Source organism: Pseudomonas sp. LD120 (assembly GCF_009861525.1).
Lineage (GTDB): Bacteria > Pseudomonadota > Gammaproteobacteria > Pseudomonadales > Pseudomonadaceae > Aquipseudomonas.
The window spans coordinates 657,447-672,377 of sequence record NZ_WVHL01000003.1 but is presented as its reverse complement, the minus strand read 5'-3'; the positions used below and the strand labels follow the sequence as shown (position 1 = coordinate 672,377).

At 61.1% G+C, this 14,931-nt stretch carries 14 protein-coding genes; 3 read left to right on the top strand and 11 right to left on the bottom strand.

Annotated elements, in window-relative coordinates:
* Positions 1-85 precede the first annotated feature (85 nt).
* Positions 86-853, bottom strand: a complete 768-nt coding sequence (locus tag PLD_RS09355) for a CHAD domain-containing protein (protein WP_159891962.1) — start codon at positions 851-853, stop codon at positions 86-88.
* A gap of 143 nt (positions 854-996) precedes the next feature.
* A complete protein-coding gene (locus PLD_RS09350; protein ID WP_159891960.1) occupies positions 997-1,275 on the bottom strand; it encodes a hypothetical protein in 279 nt (92 codons plus the stop codon).
* A gap of 223 nt (positions 1,276-1,498) precedes the next feature.
* Here PLD_RS09350 and PLD_RS09345 point away from each other — a divergent pair, with 223 nt between their 5' ends.
* Positions 1,499-2,536 (top strand): patatin-like phospholipase family protein, encoded by a 1,038-nt coding sequence (locus PLD_RS09345; protein WP_159891958.1) that lies wholly within the window; start codon positions 1,499-1,501, stop codon positions 2,534-2,536.
* Positions 2,537-2,561: 25 nt separating this feature from the next.
* Here the strand turns inward: PLD_RS09345 and PLD_RS09340 are convergent, their stop codons facing one another.
* The 6 genes from PLD_RS09340 to kdpF form a co-directional block, all read right to left on the bottom strand.
* Complete coding sequence (locus tag PLD_RS09340; protein WP_159891956.1) at positions 2,562-3,257, bottom strand: response regulator; 696 nt, start codon at positions 3,255-3,257, stop codon at positions 2,562-2,564.
* Positions 3,258-3,353: 96 nt separating this feature from the next.
* A complete protein-coding gene (locus tag PLD_RS09335) occupies positions 3,354-6,005 on the bottom strand; it encodes a sensor histidine kinase KdpD (RefSeq protein WP_159891954.1) in 2,652 nt (883 codons plus the stop codon).
* Between the two features lie 74 nt (positions 6,006-6,079).
* A complete protein-coding gene (gene kdpC, locus PLD_RS09330; RefSeq protein ID WP_159891952.1) occupies positions 6,080-6,625 on the bottom strand; it encodes a potassium-transporting ATPase subunit KdpC in 546 nt (181 codons plus the stop codon).
* A 43-nt stretch (positions 6,626-6,668) separates the two neighbouring features.
* Positions 6,669-8,687 (bottom strand): potassium-transporting ATPase subunit KdpB, encoded by a 2,019-nt coding sequence (kdpB, locus tag PLD_RS09325; RefSeq protein WP_256674623.1) that lies wholly within the window; start codon positions 8,685-8,687, stop codon positions 6,669-6,671.
* 76 nt (positions 8,688-8,763) lie between these two features.
* Complete coding sequence (kdpA, locus tag PLD_RS09320) at positions 8,764-10,458, bottom strand: potassium-transporting ATPase subunit KdpA (RefSeq protein WP_159891948.1); 1,695 nt, start codon at positions 10,456-10,458, stop codon at positions 8,764-8,766.
* 11 nt (positions 10,459-10,469) lie between these two features.
* Positions 10,470-10,559 (bottom strand): K(+)-transporting ATPase subunit F, encoded by a 90-nt coding sequence (gene kdpF / locus PLD_RS09315; RefSeq protein WP_159891946.1) that lies wholly within the window; start codon positions 10,557-10,559, stop codon positions 10,470-10,472.
* 344 nt (positions 10,560-10,903) lie between these two features.
* On the opposite strand from kdpF, the gene eat reads away from it, so the two are divergent.
* Together eat and PLD_RS09305 are read left to right on the top strand one after the other, a co-directional pair.
* Positions 10,904-12,268, top strand: coding sequence for an ethanolamine permease (gene eat / locus PLD_RS09310; RefSeq protein WP_159891944.1), 1,365 nt, complete (start codon positions 10,904-10,906; stop codon positions 12,266-12,268).
* Positions 12,269-12,397: 129 nt separating this feature from the next.
* Positions 12,398-12,565, top strand: a complete 168-nt coding sequence (locus PLD_RS09305; protein ID WP_007943594.1) for a DUF2897 family protein — start codon at positions 12,398-12,400, stop codon at positions 12,563-12,565.
* A gap of 44 nt (positions 12,566-12,609) precedes the next feature.
* Here the strand turns inward: PLD_RS09305 and PLD_RS09300 are convergent, their stop codons facing one another.
* The 3 genes from PLD_RS09300 to tnpB form a co-directional block, all read right to left on the bottom strand.
* Positions 12,610-13,461, bottom strand: coding sequence for a DUF1989 domain-containing protein (locus tag PLD_RS09300; protein ID WP_159891942.1), 852 nt, complete (start codon positions 13,459-13,461; stop codon positions 12,610-12,612).
* 15 nt (positions 13,462-13,476) lie between these two features.
* Positions 13,477-14,130 carry a GntR family transcriptional regulator gene (locus PLD_RS09295; protein WP_159891940.1) on the bottom strand — a complete coding sequence of 218 codons (654 nt, stop codon included), beginning with the start codon at positions 14,128-14,130 and terminating at the stop codon, positions 13,477-13,479.
* Positions 14,131-14,547: 417 nt separating this feature from the next.
* Positions 14,548-14,745, bottom strand: a complete 198-nt coding sequence (gene tnpB, locus PLD_RS09290; protein WP_159891938.1) for an IS66 family insertion sequence element accessory protein TnpB — start codon at positions 14,743-14,745, stop codon at positions 14,548-14,550.
* Between the last annotated feature and the right edge of the window lie 186 nt (positions 14,746-14,931).

Sequence of the window (14,931 nt, the reverse complement as noted above, 5' to 3'; positions counted from 1 at the left end):
AGACTGGGGATGTTAACCAGCGGCATAGCCCCATACAGCAACTATTCCAGCCAAAGACGCGGACAGATAAGCCGTAGCGCGCCGATCAACGCTGGAAACAATCGCGGTGTAATTTAGCCAGTACCTGATCGGCACGAGCCTGCGACTTGACCATGGTTCTACGCCAACCTGCGACACAAGGCAGCAGATCCGATTGCTGTTCAGCCTGAGCCAGCCATTGCCAGCAGTCATGCCAATCCCCCAAAGCTGCCTGGGCTGCCTTGAGGCGTTTCATGGCCGGGGCGGGCAAATGGCCCAACTCGGGGTAAGCATCCGCTCCGTAACGCACGCGCTTGATCAGCAGACGAAGGCGATGACGATCATGGGCAGGGTCCTGCAATGCCTGCGCCAAAATCGTCCATTGCTTGGACAAGCGCTTTTCAATCCGCCCGCGCAAACCGCGAAGCAAACCCTGGCGCTCGGAAGCCCGCAAGAATCGAGGAAACGCATCCAGCACCAGAAACAACTGCGCCAGCTGCGCTCCGCTGGCAACCGCCGCATACTCATCGACCAGTTGAGCGGTGCGACGATCGGCGGCAGCGTGCATGCCGTGCTGATGCAGATAAGCCGCCAGCACCTCACGGTCACGCATCGGCGTCGTCAACTGGCCCACCGCGCTGGCCGCAGCTTCCAATTGCTCGACCCCGGGCAACGTGCGCAGTGGACGCAGCAGGCTGCGCAAGCGTCGTACCGTGATACGCAAATCATGCAGGGCCTCGGCATCGGTGGCCGCCGCCAAGCGCGCCTGACAGGCCAGCAAGCTGACGTCCAGGCTCAGGATCTGAGCCACCAATCGATCAACCAATACAGACATCACAGATTCCCCAACATGACTTACAAGCACAGATCCGGCTTATCCGACTCAAGAATCGCGCCGCAGGACTGCGATCGACATTGCGCCAATGTCGGTCAGGCCCACGACGAGGGTTGCTGGTTCAGCGTAGCGGCTGTCGCGGATCAGCGCCCGGCGCGCGACTCGCGAATGTAGAAACGGGCTTTCTCGGCTTTTCTGGTGCAGCCTTCGAACGCTTCGAATTGTTGTTGGGTCTTGGCGCCCGTCAGCAACGACAAGGCTTTGGAATAACTCACGGTACCGGCAAACCCCTCGGCCTTGGCCAAGTCCAGTTCATGCCAAGCGGCATCCAGTTGATTACCGCAGCTGTCGCGATAGGCAGTCTTGCCTGCGCAACCGGTCAGTACCAATGCAATCAGGGGCAAGCAGATCCAGGCTTTCATCAATGACACCTCAGGAATTGGGAAACAGTCGTACAGGTTAAGACGGTGGCGGGAGGAAAAAGTGCCAGACTCGCCCCGAGCCAAATACACTCGCCGGAGCATAGCTGCGCGACCTGCTACGCCCTAGAAAAAAACCACCAGGCCAATCTTGGCGTGCATCAGCAATTGAACCCCGGGGCGCTATAGGTGCATTGTTGCAGCCTGTTTGCCGAAGGGATTAATCATGAACAAACGTGTCGCGCTGGTCCTGGGCTCAGGAGGCGCTCGTGGATATGCCCATATCGGAGTCATCGAAGAGATCGAAAGACGCGGGTATGACATCGCCTGCATCGCCGGCTGTTCGATGGGAGCGGTAGTGGGTGGCATCTACGCAGCGGGCAAGCTCGCGCAGTACCGTGAATGGATCGAAAGCCTGGATTACCTCGACGTTCTGCGCTTGGTGGACGTGAGTTTCCGCCTGGGGGCGATTCGCGGCGAAAAAGTCTTCGGCCAGATCCGCAAGATCGTCGGTGACATCAATATCGAAGACTTGCGCATCCCCTACACGGCAGTTGCCACCGACCTGACCAATCAGCAAGAGATCTGGTTTCAGGAGGGCTGTCTGCATCAGGCCATGCGCGCGTCGGCGGCCATCCCCAGCCTGTTCACCCCGGTGATGCAGGGTAAACGGATGCTGGTGGACGGTGGCCTGCTCAACCCATTGCCGATCGTTCCGGTGGTTTCGAGCCATTGCGACCTGATCATCGCGGTCAACCTCAACTCGACCAACCAGCGCCACTATCAGTTGCCGGTCATCCAGCGTCCGCCGGCCTTCAAAAGCCGCTTCGACAGCCTGATCAACTCCCTGGGTTCGCACTTGCCGTTCCGGCGCAGACAGGCTGAACAGTTGCTGCTGCTCGAACAGGAAGCCTTCAGGAGCGCAGCGGCCGATCTCAATCCCTGGAGCGAAGGCCCCGAGCCGGAATCCCAGCAGCCGGCCGCCGCGCCCGAAGCCGAAGGCGCCCCCAAGTCCGCCAGCGGCTCGTTCATCATCGACAACGTCGGCCCGGCTTCGCTGCTGGACCTGGTGAACCAGAGCTTCGAGGTGATGCAAACCTCCCTGGCCCAGTACAAGATCGCCGGCTACCCGCCGGACGTATTGATCAACGTCCCCAAGCGTGTGTGCCGCTTTTTCGAGTTTTACAAGGCGCCGGAGCTGATCGCCCTGGGCCGGGAAATCGCCAGCGACACCCTGGATCGCTACGAACAGGACCAGCTATGAGCCCTGAAAACCTGAGCGGCACGACTCAGGAGTCGGCTGCCAGTAACCGGTAACCAACGCCCGCCTCAGTGACGATGAAGCGCGGCTGGGTCGGATCGTCGTCCAGCTTCTGGCGCAGATGCCCGACCACGATGCGCAGGTAGTGACTGTCCTCGATGTGGGTCGGCCCCCAGATATCCTTGAGCAATTGCTGCTGAGTGATCACTCGCCCGGGATGACGCGCCAACTGCGCCAGCACCGCGTATTCCTTGCGCGTCAGGGCCACTTCGGCGCCCTCCAGCCGCACCCGACGGTATGCCAGATCAACCGTCAACGGTCCGATTTGTAATACCGCCCCAAGCGCCTCTCCCGCCGGCACCTGGCGCAACAGAGCGCGGATGCGTGCCAGAAACTCCTGGATGCCGAAGGGCTTGGTCACGTAATCGTTGGCACCACCGTCCAGGGCTTCGACCTTCTGTACTTCGCTGGCACGTACCGAGAGCACCAGTACCGGCACCGCCGACCACTCGCGAAACTCGCGCAAGACCTGCTGGCCATCCAGGTCGGGCAACCCCAGATCGAGCACCAACAAGTCCGGCTTGTTCAGCGCCGCCTGAGCGAGGCCATCGGCACCGGTACCGGCTTCAATCACTTTGTATCCTTGAGACGCCAAGCTGATACGCAGGAATTTGCGGATCTGCGGCTCGTCGTCGATGACCAGGATGGTCGTGGTCTGGCTCATGGATTCAGTTCAAGACAAATAAGAGGCGACAGAGTAACGCAAGGCCGCCGAGGATCCGAAGCCCCTGCACGGCGCGCGGAACCACGCTACAGGGCTTCACAGGGCTTGCTCAAGTGGCGGTTGGGTGTGCAGCGGCAAGTACAAAGTGATGCACGTGCCGTGGCCAGCGATGCCCTCGGCGACGCTGATGCGCCCGCCATGGGCGCCGATCATGCCTTGACAGATCGCCAGCCCCAGGCCCGTGCCCTGCCCGCCCCGGTCCCCCCGGGCGGCGGTGTAGAACATGTCGAAAATCTTCGCCCGCTCATCCTCGGGAATCCCCGGACCTTCATCACTGACGGCAAAACTCAACTCATGCTCATCGGCATTGACCTTGAGTTGCAGGCGCCCCTGGGTCGGCGAGAAACGAGCGGCATTCTCTAGTACGTTGACCAGGGCCTGCTCAATCAAGGCGGCATGCACATAAAGCAATGGCAACTGCGGCGGCACCTCGCTGCTCACCCGCAGTGGCGCCAGCACCGTACGCAGGCGGTTCAGGGCGCTGCCGACGATGTCCCCTGGTGCCACCCAGTCACGGGCCAGCTTCAAGGCGCCGTGGCCAAGCCGGGTCATGTCCAGCAAGTTCTGGATATAGCGATCCAGGCGCTCGGCCTCATCGCGCGTGCCTTCAAGCAGCTCCCGACGATCCTCCAGAGGAATCGCCTCGCCCAGCGCCAGCAAGCTGTCGATACTGCCGCGCATCGAGGTCAGTGGCGTGCGCAGATCGTGGGACACCGAGGCCAGCAAAGCGCTGCGCAGCTGTTCGGTTTCACCGTGCAGCCGCGCGGCTTCCAGATCCTCAGCTAGGCGCGCCCGAGCCAAGGCCTGGGCCAGCGGCTGGCTGAGGGCGGTGAGCAGCCGTCGACGCTGGTCGCTGAACCCGGCGTCTTCCCGCGGACAAACCCCCAATAAACCCAGGGGACCGTCATCCACGGACAGCGGCCACCACCACCATCGGCTCAAGGGCAGGGTTCCGGTTCCCTGCCCCGCCGGCTGGTCATGCTGCCAAGCCCAATCGGCCGCAGCACGCTCGACCTCGGAAAACGGCGGCGAGCCGCCGGTCTCGACTTTCCAGCCACCTTGCCCATCGCGATTGAGCAAGCAGATGCGCAACTCGTCGCGCCCATTCAAATGCTGGGCAGCTGCATTGATCACTGCTTGCCGGTCGGTAGCCGCCGTGAGTTTGCGCGACAGCCCCAGCAGTTCACTGGTTTCCTCCTGGGTATCGCGCAGCGCCTGTAACTGCCGCCGCTGGCGCGCCGCCAGGTTGCCGGTGAGCGCGGCCATGAGCAGGAAAAACAGCAGGGTCAGCACATCTTCTTCACGCTGGATCGTGAACGAAAAACGCGGCGGGATGAACTGAAAGTCATAGGCGAGAAACGATAGTCCGGCGCAGGCCAAGGCCGGCCCCAGGCTACTGCGTACCGCCACCAGCAACACCGCGGCGAGAAACACCAGAGAGATGTTCGGCAACGCCAGGACACTGGCCACCCCCCAGGCCAGGGCACTGGCCAATACAGTCGCCAATAGTGCTAGGCCGTAGTCAATCCACAACAGTGAATGCTTGACCCGCAAGCGCGGTTGGTGAGGCTGCGGCTCACTGTCCAGAACGTTGATTTCCAGGCCATCGGCATTGCGCAACAAGCGTGCCGCCAGGCCACCGCCAAACCAGCGCCGGTGCCAGCGACGGCTGGACTGGCCCACCAACAGCAGGCTGGCGCGACGCTCCACGGCATGCTGAATCAAGGTCTTGGCAACCTCGCCGGCCCGCAGCAGGACCACCTCCCCACCCAGACGCTCAGCCAGTTGCTGCGCCGCCTGCAGGCGCTGGCGCGACTGCTCGTCGCGCAGTCGAGCGTTGTCCACATGCACCAGTGTCCAGGGCAAATGCCGGCGCTGGGCGACGCGACTGGCGTGGCGCACCAGTCGCTCGGCCTGGGCATCGCCGTCGATCCCCACCAACAAACGCCCGCGCACGGCCGGCGCCGACTGCCCCAACTGGCGATAGCCCTGGGCCAGGTCGTTATCCACCTGGGCGGCAGCAGTCTGCATCGCCAGCTCGCGCAACGCGGTGAGGTTGGTCTGGGTGAAAAACGCATCGATGGCCGCCCGTGCCTGCTCCGGGAAGTAGACCTTGCCATCGCGCAGACGCTCCAACAGCTCGCGCGGCGGCAAATCCACCAACAGCAGCTCATAGGCCTCTTGCAGCACCCAGTCCGGCAAGGTCTCGCGGACCTGTACACCGGTAATACCGCGCACCTGATCGTTGAGGCTCTCCAGGTGCTGGACATTGACCGTGGTGAACACGTCGATCCCCGCCGCCAGCAGCTCTTGAACATCCTGCCAGCGCTTGGCGTGGCGGCTGCCCGGAGCGTTGCTGTGGGCCAACTCATCCACCAATACCAGCTTGGGCCTGGCCTTGAGCAAACCATCCAGGTCCATCTCTTCGAGCGTCACCCCGCGGTATTCCGAACGCACCAGAGGTTGCTGCGCCAAACCGCTCAGCAGCGCCTCGGTTTGCGCGCGACCGTGGGTTTCCACCACCCCGGCCAGTACCTCGACCCCTTGGCGCCTCTGCGCATGCGCAGCCTGGAGCATGGCGTAGGTCTTGCCGACGCCGGGCGCGGCGCCGAGGAAGACCTTGAGCCGGCCACGGCCATCCCGGGGTAGGTCAGCGAGCAGCGCGTCAGCGCGGCCGGAATCACTCATGGGTTATCTCTCTGCTGCCAAACATTCAATTCAATCCGCACGCCAGCCGCGCTCGGCGATGCCCTGGATGGTGCTTACATCTGTTCCAGGGCCTGGTTCAGAACCAGCACATTGACCACCGGAGGCCCCACCAGCGGGCGCTCGGTATGCGCCTCCACCAGCGCCTGGACCTGGGCTACTGGCAGCTGACGTGCCGCCGCGACCCGCGCCAGTTGATAGCGAATTGCCTCGGGAGGCAAGTGTGGATCAAGGCCACTGCCCGAGGTGGTCAGCAGTGCCAGGGGAACCGGTCCTTGGCCGGGGACCTGAAGCTGCTGGGCCGCGCCGACTACTCGCGTGGCCAGGTCGGGATTGCTCGGCGCCAGGTTACTGGCAGCGCTGGACACGGTGGCAAAATCTCCCGCCGACGGACGCGAATGAAACCAGGCATCGCCGACAAACTCCTGGGCGATCAGCGCCGAACCGCGCACCTTGCCCTGGGCATCGCGTAGCAGGCTGCCATTGGCCTGCTCAGGAAAAGCCACTTGAGCCACCGCGGTCACCACCAGCGGATAAGCGACACCGGTGATCAGGCTCATCAACACAATCAGGCTCAGGGCCGGACGCACTACGCTAGACATCTCTCAATCCTCGATTCGTTCATTCCAATCCCCGCAGCCGGGGTCATACCCAATGCAATGCACTGAGCAGCATGTCGATCAGCTTGATGCCGGCAAAGGGCACGATGATTCCACCCACGCCGTAGATCAGCAGATTGCGCCGCAGCAAGTGGGCAGCACTGGCCGCCTGGACCCGCACGCCGCGCAGCGCCAGGGGAATCAGCACCACAATGATCAAGGCGTTGAACACGATCGCCGAGAGAATCGCGCTTTGGGGGCTGGTCAGTTGCATGACGTTGAGCACGCCCAACTGTGGATAAATGGCCGCGAACAGCGCCGGCAGGATGGCGAAGTACTTAGCCACATCATTGGCGATGGAAAAGGTGGTCAAGGCGCCGCGCGTCACCAGCAGTTCCTTGCCGACCTGCACCACGTCCAGCAGTTTGGTCGGATCACTGTCCAGGTCGACCATGTTGGCCGCTTCACGGGCTGCCTGGGTGCCGTCGTTCATTGCCACGCCTACATCCGCCTGGGCAAGCGCCGGGGCGTCGTTGGCACCGTCGCCGCACATGGCCACCAGACGCCCGTCGTTCTGTTCGAGGCGAATGCGTGCCAGTTTCTTTTCCGGCGTGGCTTCGGCCAGTACGTCGTCGACCCCGGCTTCAGCGGCGATGGCGGCCGCTGTCAGTGGGTTGTCGCCGGTCACCATGACGGTGCGAATCCCCAGTTTACGCAACTCGGCAAAACGCTCGCGAATGCCCGGTTTGACCACGTCCTTGAGATGAATCGCGCCGAGCATCCGGCCATCGGCACAGACCAGCAACGGAGTACCTCCACTCTGGGCGATGTTGTCGATGTCCCGAGACAGCGCCGGTGCCAGATCACCGCGTTGGAGGCCAACGAAATTCAGCACCGAATCCACCGCCCCTTTGCGACAGCTACGCCCCTGATAGTCGACGCCGGACAGGCGGGTTTCCGCGCTGAAAGGCACGGCGCTCAGAACATCACGGCTTGGCTCAGGCTGTGGATAATTTTTGCGCAAGTACTCGACAATGGATTTGCCCTCAGCGGTATCGTCTGCCAGAGACGCCAGCAGCGCAGCCTCGGCCAGCTCCTGGGCACTTATGCCCGGCGCTGGGTGAACAGCGCTGCAACGCCGGTTGCCGAAGGTGATGGTGCCGGTCTTGTCCAGCAGCAATACGTGCACGTCCCCCGCCGCTTCCACCGCGCGACCGGATTTGGCGATCACGTTCAGGCGCACCAGGCGGTCCATCCCGGCGATCCCGATGGCCGATAAGAGGCCGCCAATCGTGGTGGGAATCAAGGTCACCAACAGCGCCACCAGAAACACCAGCGGCAGGCTGCCATTGGCGAAGTGCGCGAAGGGCTGCAGAGTGACCACCACCAGTAGGAAAATCAGGGTCAGTCCGATCAGCAGGATATCCAGGGCCACTTCGTTGGGCGTCTTCTGTCGCTTGGCGCCTTCCACCAAGGCAATCATGCGATCCAGGGTCGACTCGCCAGGGTTACTGGTGACACGCACCAGCAACCAGTCGGAGACCAGGCGGGTATTGCCGGTGACCGCCGAACGATCGCCGCCAGACTCACGGATGACCGGTGCGGACTCCCCGGTGATGGCCGCCTCGTTGACGGCAGCAATACCTTCGATCACCTCACCGTCCCCAGGGATCATCTCCCCCGCTTGCACCCGCACCACATCACCTTTGCGCAGGTTGGCCGCCGGTATCACTTGATAGCTGCCGTCGGCGCTTCGACGACGGGCGCTCAAGCCGTCACTGCCGGCCTTGAGGCTGTCGGCGCGAGCCTTGCCGCGCCCCTCCGCCAGGGCCTCGGCGAAGTTGGCGAACAACACGGTAAACCACAGCCAGAGCGCAATTTGCGCGGCGACGAACGTCGGCACAGCGGTATCCGGAATGAAGCACAGCACAGTGGTCAGGATCGCCGTCAACTCCACCACCAGCATCACGGGTGAGCGCTGCAACTGGCGCGGGTCGAGCTTGACGAAGGCCTGGATCAGCGCCACGCGCCACAAGGCCGAGAGCGCGGTGCTCGCAGGCGGCATGGGGGCGTGTTTAGCCTTGCGGGTCGAATCAACAGCCTTGTTCGAGGCAGGAACATGCATATTCATCATCAGGTCCTCAGAAGCCCATGCTCAGGTGTTCGGCAATCGGGCCCAGCGCCAGGGTCGGCAGGAAGGTCAGGCCGCCCACCAGCAAAATAGTCATGATCAGTAAGGCCACGAACAACGGGCCGTGGGTGGGGAAGCTGTTCTGGCCAACGGGCGCGGCCTTCTTCAGCGCCAGACCGCCCGCCAGGGCCAGCACCGGCAGGATGTAACCGAAGCGTCCGATCAACATTCCCAACCCCAGCATCAGATTGTGAAACGCGGTGTTGGCGCCGAAGCCAGCGAACGCCGATCCGTTATTGGCGCCGGCCGAGGTGTAGGCATAGAGCAATTGGCTGAAGCCATGCGGTCCCGGGTTGCTGATGGCTGCGGCCGGGCCCGGCAAGCTGGCGGCCAGAGCGCTCAGCAGCAGAACGGCAACGGGCATCACCATCAGGGTCAGCACCAGCAGTTGCACTTCTCGGGCCTGGAGCTTCTTGCCCAGGTATTCCGGCGTACGACCGATCATCAACCCCGCCAGAAACACGGCGATCAGCACGTTCAACAACATCCCGTAGAGACCGGCGCCAACACCGCCGAAGATCACCTCGCCAACCATCATGTTGATCAGCGACACCATGCCGCTCAAAGGACTGAGGCTGTCATGCATCCCGTTCACCGAACCGTTGGAGGCGGCAGTGGTGGTCACCGACCAAAGCACCGTGGCGGTGGTGCCGAAGCGCGACTCCTTGCCTTCCAGCGGGGCGGTTTGCTCAACCGCGGTATTGGCCAGCGTCGGGTTGGGCTGGTATTCCGACCACAACGAGGTCGCGCCGCCCATCAGGAACAACGCGAGCATGCAGGCAATGATGGCGCGGCTCTGACGCAGGTCCTTGACGTAATGGCCAAAGGTAAACACCAGGGCCGCCGGGATCAGAATCAGCGACGCCACTTCAAACAGATTGCTCCAAGCGCTGGGGTTCTCCATCGGGTGCGCCGAGTTGACACCGAAGAAGCCGCCACCGTTGGTGCCCAATTGCTTGATCGCGATCTGGCTGGCCGCCGGCCCCAGCGGGATCACTTGGTCTTGCCCTTGCAGGGTCAACGCGTCGATGTAGTGGGCAAATGTCTGGGGCACACCCTGCCACACCAGAAACAGCGCCAACAGCAGGCACAACGGCAGCAGGCCGTAGAGCGTAGCGCGAGTCATGTCGACCCAGAAGTTGCCCAGGGTCTGCGCCGAACGTCGACCAATGCCCCGGCACAAGGCCACCAGCACCGCCAGACCGGTGGCCGCACTGACGAAGTTCTGCACAGTCAGCCCGGCCATTTGACTGAAATAGCTCAGAGAGGCCTCGCCGCTGTAGGACTGCCAGTTGGTGTTGGTGATGAAACTGACCGCAGTGTTGAACGCCTGGGTCCACTCCATCCCAGGAATATTCTGCGGGTTGAGAAGCAGGTGATCCTGAAACAGCAAAATGAGGAATAGCAGGACAAACCCCGCCAGGTTGAAGCTCAGCAAGGCCAAGGTGTACTTCTGCCAGCTCTGTTCACGCTCAGGCTCGACTCCGGAAATCCGGTAGCAAAAACGCTCCACCGGCCCCAGCACCGGGGTCAGCCAGGTGCGCTGGCCCTCCATGACCTTGTAATAGAAACCTCCCAGCCAAGGCGCGGGCAGCAGCACCAACGCAAAAAAGGCAAGGATCAGCCCGTAGTCATAACTGTGCATAACCGCAGCTCCTAGTTCCGATCCGCGCGTAACAGCGCAACCAGTAGATAAACGAACAGGCCCATCGCCAGCAGCAGCGACACCGCGTCCAGAATGTTCATGGAATACCTCCGAGGTACGGCGACAGCCGCGAATGCCGACATTGTCCGCAGGGTGCCTGTAAAGGAACGAGATCGACGGGATGGGCAGCGCATAAAGAAAGCGTAAAGACTGGCTGGATGAGGTGATTGGGCGGGACGCTGGAGCATGGGTTCTGGATTGCAGGCCTCGCTCCTGCCCCATTCGGATGCACCGCCCCGCACCAAACTGATCGTTATCGGCGGCCAAAACACGGCAAAACGCCTCGGTACGACAGCCTTGCGGGTTTTACGACACGCACGGCGAGACTGGCATGGCCACTGCAAAGGTCAGTACTGAGCACGTCCAACCGTTCAGGGAGCAACCGATGAACACGCAACTCAAGCCCACCTTGGGCACGCTGCACTTATGGGGCATCGCCGTCGGCCTGGTGATTTCCGGCGAGTATTTCGGCTGGAGCTATGGCTGGGGCGTCGCGGGTACCTTGGGATTTCTCGTGACCTCATTGCTGGTCGCGACCATGTACACCTGCTTTATATTCAGTTTCACCGAGCTGACGACTGCCATTCCCCATGCTGGTGGCCCCTTTGCCTATAGCCGTCGTGCCTTTGGTGAAAAAGGCGGTCTGATTGCCGGACTGGCCACCTTGATCGAATTCGTCTTCGCTCCGCCCGCCATTGCCCTGGCTATCGGTGCCTATCTGAATGTGCAGTTCCCAGGGCTGGACCCGAAGCATGCCGCGGTTGGTGCTTACATTGTCTTCATGGGGCTGAATATTCTCGGAGTAAAACTGGCGGCCACGTTCGAGTTGGTGGTCTGCGTGCTCGCGGTGGCTGAACTCCTGGTGTTCATGGGCGTGGTCGCCCCGGCGTTCAGCTTCAGCCACTTCGCTCTCAATGGCTGGGCAGGGTCTGACACCTTCGGCGCCCCGGCTATTGCCGGGATGTTTGCGGCTATTCCCTTCGCTATCTGGTTTTTCCTGGCCATCGAAGGCGCCGCAATGGCTGCCGAGGAAGCCAAGGATCCCAAGCGCACCATTCCCAAGGCGTACATCAGCGGCATCTTGACGCTGGTGCTGTTGGCCATGGGCGTGATGCTCTTCGCTGGCGGCGTGGGCGACTGGCGCACCCTGGCGAATATCAACGACCCACTGCCCCAAGCGATGAAAGCCGTGGTCGGCGACAACTCCGGCTGGCTGCACATGCTGGTGTGGATCGGACTGTTTGGCCTGGTAGCCAGCTTTCACGGGATCATCCTGGGCTATTCGCGGCAGTTCTTCGCCCTGGCCCGGGCCGGCTACCTGCCCGCATCACTGGCCAAGTTGTCACAGTTCCAGACGCCACATCGGGCGATCATTGCTGGCGGCATGATCGGCATCGCCGCGATCTACAGCGACGGCCTGATCAACTTGGGCGGCATGACCCTCACGGCGGCGATGATCACCATGGCGGTGTTCGGCGCCATCGTGATGTACATCATGAGCATGCTCAGCCTGTTCAAGCTGCGTAAGACCGAACCGACTCTACAACGCACCTTCCGCGCCCCAGGGTATCCGCTAGTGCCGGCCATTGCCCTGGCGCTAGCCGTGGTATGCCTGGTGGCCATGGCCTGGTTCAACGCCCTGATCGGCCTGATCTTCCTGGCTTTCATGGTGTTGGGCTTCATCTATTTCCAGCTCACCGGACAACTGCGGGCCAACGCTCCGCCAGACACCATGCTGACTGGTTTATAACGCGCGACCGTCCGGCAGACCGATCAGGCATACAATGGAACTCGTGCAAAATGCTCTAACTCAAAGCATTACAGGCGGTTTCGAGTGCGAACCTTCGCCCTTGGGCAACCGCCGATTAAGGAGAACCCTATGCCCTGGTATGCCTGGTTAATTCTGGTGGTTGCTATCGGTTCGATCGTTGGCGGCTTGATGATGCTGCGCGACACTGCCAACAAGGTCGAATTGACCGATGAGCAACGCAAACGCGTGGCCGAGCGCAACGCAGAAATGGATGCCAAGGAAGCGCAGGACCGTTAATTCCATCGCCCCTTCGCCTCAAGGTGAAGGGGTGGATTGAGGCCTTAGCGCTCCCATTCGGCCTTAGCGATGTGCAAACCGTGCAGGCCCTCATAGGCGGCTCTCTGCGGCTGACTCCAGCCTTTGAGCAACGATTCCTCCAGGCGATAGATCTCCACACCCAACGGACGGCACACACTCAAGGGGTCTTGAGCGTCAGGGCCCCACATGGGCAAGGACAAATCCCCTCCCGGACACGTCGACAATGCACAAAGCAGGTCGATCTCGGCGAAAAATTCCAGATAGTCACCTTTGCGCGCCGGACAAGCCTTCATGAAATACATATCGTCATGATTCAGGCCCGTGCACTGGAAGATGTTCAATACGTCGTGCACATCGAACTCAGTCAAACCGTGGGGCAACACCGCCCGAGTCAAGTTGGAATGACAATGATGATGAAAGTCCTCGCCGGTGAGCATACGGTTCACATAAGGATCACAACGGGTACCCAGCAAATCGTGCAGGCGGCCACCGTGCTCGTCGATACCGTAATGCGCCAGACTGTCGTCGGTAATGGTAACCAGGGGACGCAGAAACGGCAGATTCGACCAGAGCCGGTCATGGGTGCTGACATGGGCCCCCTGCAGTTGCCGGGTACGTGCAGCCCACAGACGCTCACGTGGGTCATGGGCATTCCACACGTTGAAATCACCCACCTGCGGGCCCACAGGGGTCGTCACCCGAAACACATGCCCAGCCGGCACCTTCCACGCTCGCCCGGTACGAATCGGCACCTCGAACTGCTCGATCAGCGTGCGCTGTTTCCGGCTGTCGCGAATACGCTCATAGAACGCCGTATCCACCTGTAATGCCGAACCCTTGCTGACCTGATAAGCCGCCGGATAATCGTTGTACATGGGTATCGCCCTCACTCAGTGATGCAGGGATTGACTAAGAATGTTCAACAACAGTCGTTCGGAATCCTGCAGATACGACGCCATAGCATCGCTGGCGGAGGCTCTATCGCCTTCCAGCAACCACTCATGAATCTGCCGATCCCGAGCCAGCCAAGGGCCCTGGAACCGCGCTTCATCGGGCACCGAACAAAACACCAATCGCAATTGCGCCACCACATTGGTGAAAAACTCATCGAACAGAGGGGAACCCAGTAGCCCCACCACTTGCTGATGAAAGCGCAAACCCTGAGTACCGACGGCGCGCCAGTCCTCACGCTGCCTGGCTAGCTCGGCCGCCTCGATGGCATCAAGCATCCAATCGGACTGATATTCGCGCAGCGGCCGAGCCTGGACGATCGCCTGCAACTCCAAGGTACGGCGCACCCGGAACAAGTCACGCACGTCATCACTGTTGAGGCGGCGGACCATCACCCCTTTATGACGCACATAGACAGCAAGCCCGTCCTGCCCCAAACGATGCAGAGCTTCACGAATCGTATTGCGCGAAGCGTTATAGGCATTGACCAGATCCCCCTCTACCAACGCCATACCGGGCAGCAGCCGACCAGCGATAATGTCCGCACGCAGCTCCAGCGTGATGTGATCCGCCAGGGATAAACCATCGCTCATGGAAACACCTTAAGATTGTTCAACAACTTTCAGCTAATCAGTAACCATTTAGCGTGCCAATCAGCCACATCCTCTCCCCCCATGGAACCTGTCTATAAACTGTAACGGCACGACAAAGCCGGCTTGGAAGTAGCGCGTGACCTGATAAACCTTGGTTAAACTAGCGGCCTAGTTGCGGAGGATTCTCAGATGCGTTATTTGCCAGACTGGCTTGGGGTAGAGATAGACTGTATGCGATCCATAAACCAGAGCGGCGAGGCCGTCGATGGATTTTCGCAAGTCCACGGGTTTGGGGTAGAGGTACACTTTTTCGACTTTGGCGTCGGGTCGCATCATGGCGGGGCTGGCTCCGGAGAAAAACGGGAGCACAGCATCCGGCGTCAGGGGAGTGCTTTGAATGTGTAGTTCATGGAGCGGTTACAAGCTTGGCACTTTGAATGTGGGGTTTATGGATCGCATACAAACCTGATGTGGCCGGTTGCGCCACAGATCAAAACCGTCGAGTAACCAGTTCAGTTCCTGAGCCGTCAGGACAATGGCTTCATTCGTGTCGTCAGGGGAGGTTTTGAACCGTTCGGATTCAAGGCGTTTGTAAGCGCTCCATGAACTCCACATTCAAAGTCATCACCTGATCCCCGATGCTGTGCTCCCGATTTCTTTCCAGAGCCAGCACCTCATGATGCGTCCCGACGCAAAAGTCGAAAAATCTATGGTCACCTCCTTTTTTGCAATGCTGATCAGTGATGGTTAGTTGGTTTGCCTAAATCTATCCGGCGTCTGGACGGAGCACGCTCCGCGCCA

Bases quoted from the DNA above. Each gene is read 5' to 3' on its own strand.
- PLD_RS09355 (WP_159891962.1), bottom strand. From the start codon at position 853: ATGTCTGTATTGGTTGATCGATTGGTGGCTCAGATCCTGAGCCTGGAC.
- PLD_RS09350 (WP_159891960.1), bottom strand. From the start codon at position 1,275: ATGAAAGCCTGGATCTGCTTGCCCCTGATTGCATTGGTACTGACCGGT.
- PLD_RS09345 (WP_159891958.1), top strand. From the start codon at position 1,499: ATGAACAAACGTGTCGCGCTGGTCCTGGGCTCAGGAGGCGCTCGTGGA.
- PLD_RS09340 (WP_159891956.1), bottom strand. From the start codon at position 3,257: ATGAGCCAGACCACGACCATCCTGGTCATCGACGACGAGCCGCAGATC.
- PLD_RS09335 (WP_159891954.1), bottom strand. From the start codon at position 6,005: ATGAGTGATTCCGGCCGCGCTGACGCGCTGCTCGCTGACCTACCCCGG.
- kdpC (WP_159891952.1), bottom strand. From the start codon at position 6,625: ATGTCTAGCGTAGTGCGTCCGGCCCTGAGCCTGATTGTGTTGATGAGC.
- kdpB (WP_256674623.1), bottom strand. From the start codon at position 8,687: ATGCCGCCTGCGAGCACCGCGCTCTCGGCCTTGTGGCGCGTGGCGCTG.
- kdpA (WP_159891948.1), bottom strand. From the start codon at position 10,458: ATGCACAGTTATGACTACGGGCTGATCCTTGCCTTTTTTGCGTTGGTG.
- kdpF (WP_159891946.1), bottom strand. From the start codon at position 10,559: ATGAACATTCTGGACGCGGTGTCGCTGCTGCTGGCGATGGGCCTGTTC.
- eat (WP_159891944.1), top strand. From the start codon at position 10,904: ATGAACACGCAACTCAAGCCCACCTTGGGCACGCTGCACTTATGGGGC.
- PLD_RS09305 (WP_007943594.1), top strand. From the start codon at position 12,398: ATGCCCTGGTATGCCTGGTTAATTCTGGTGGTTGCTATCGGTTCGATC.
- PLD_RS09300 (WP_159891942.1), bottom strand. From the start codon at position 13,461: ATGTACAACGATTATCCGGCGGCTTATCAGGTCAGCAAGGGTTCGGCA.
- PLD_RS09295 (WP_159891940.1), bottom strand. From the start codon at position 14,130: ATGAGCGATGGTTTATCCCTGGCGGATCACATCACGCTGGAGCTGCGT.
- tnpB (WP_159891938.1), bottom strand. From the start codon at position 14,745: ATGTGGAGTTCATGGAGCGCTTACAAACGCCTTGAATCCGAACGGTTC.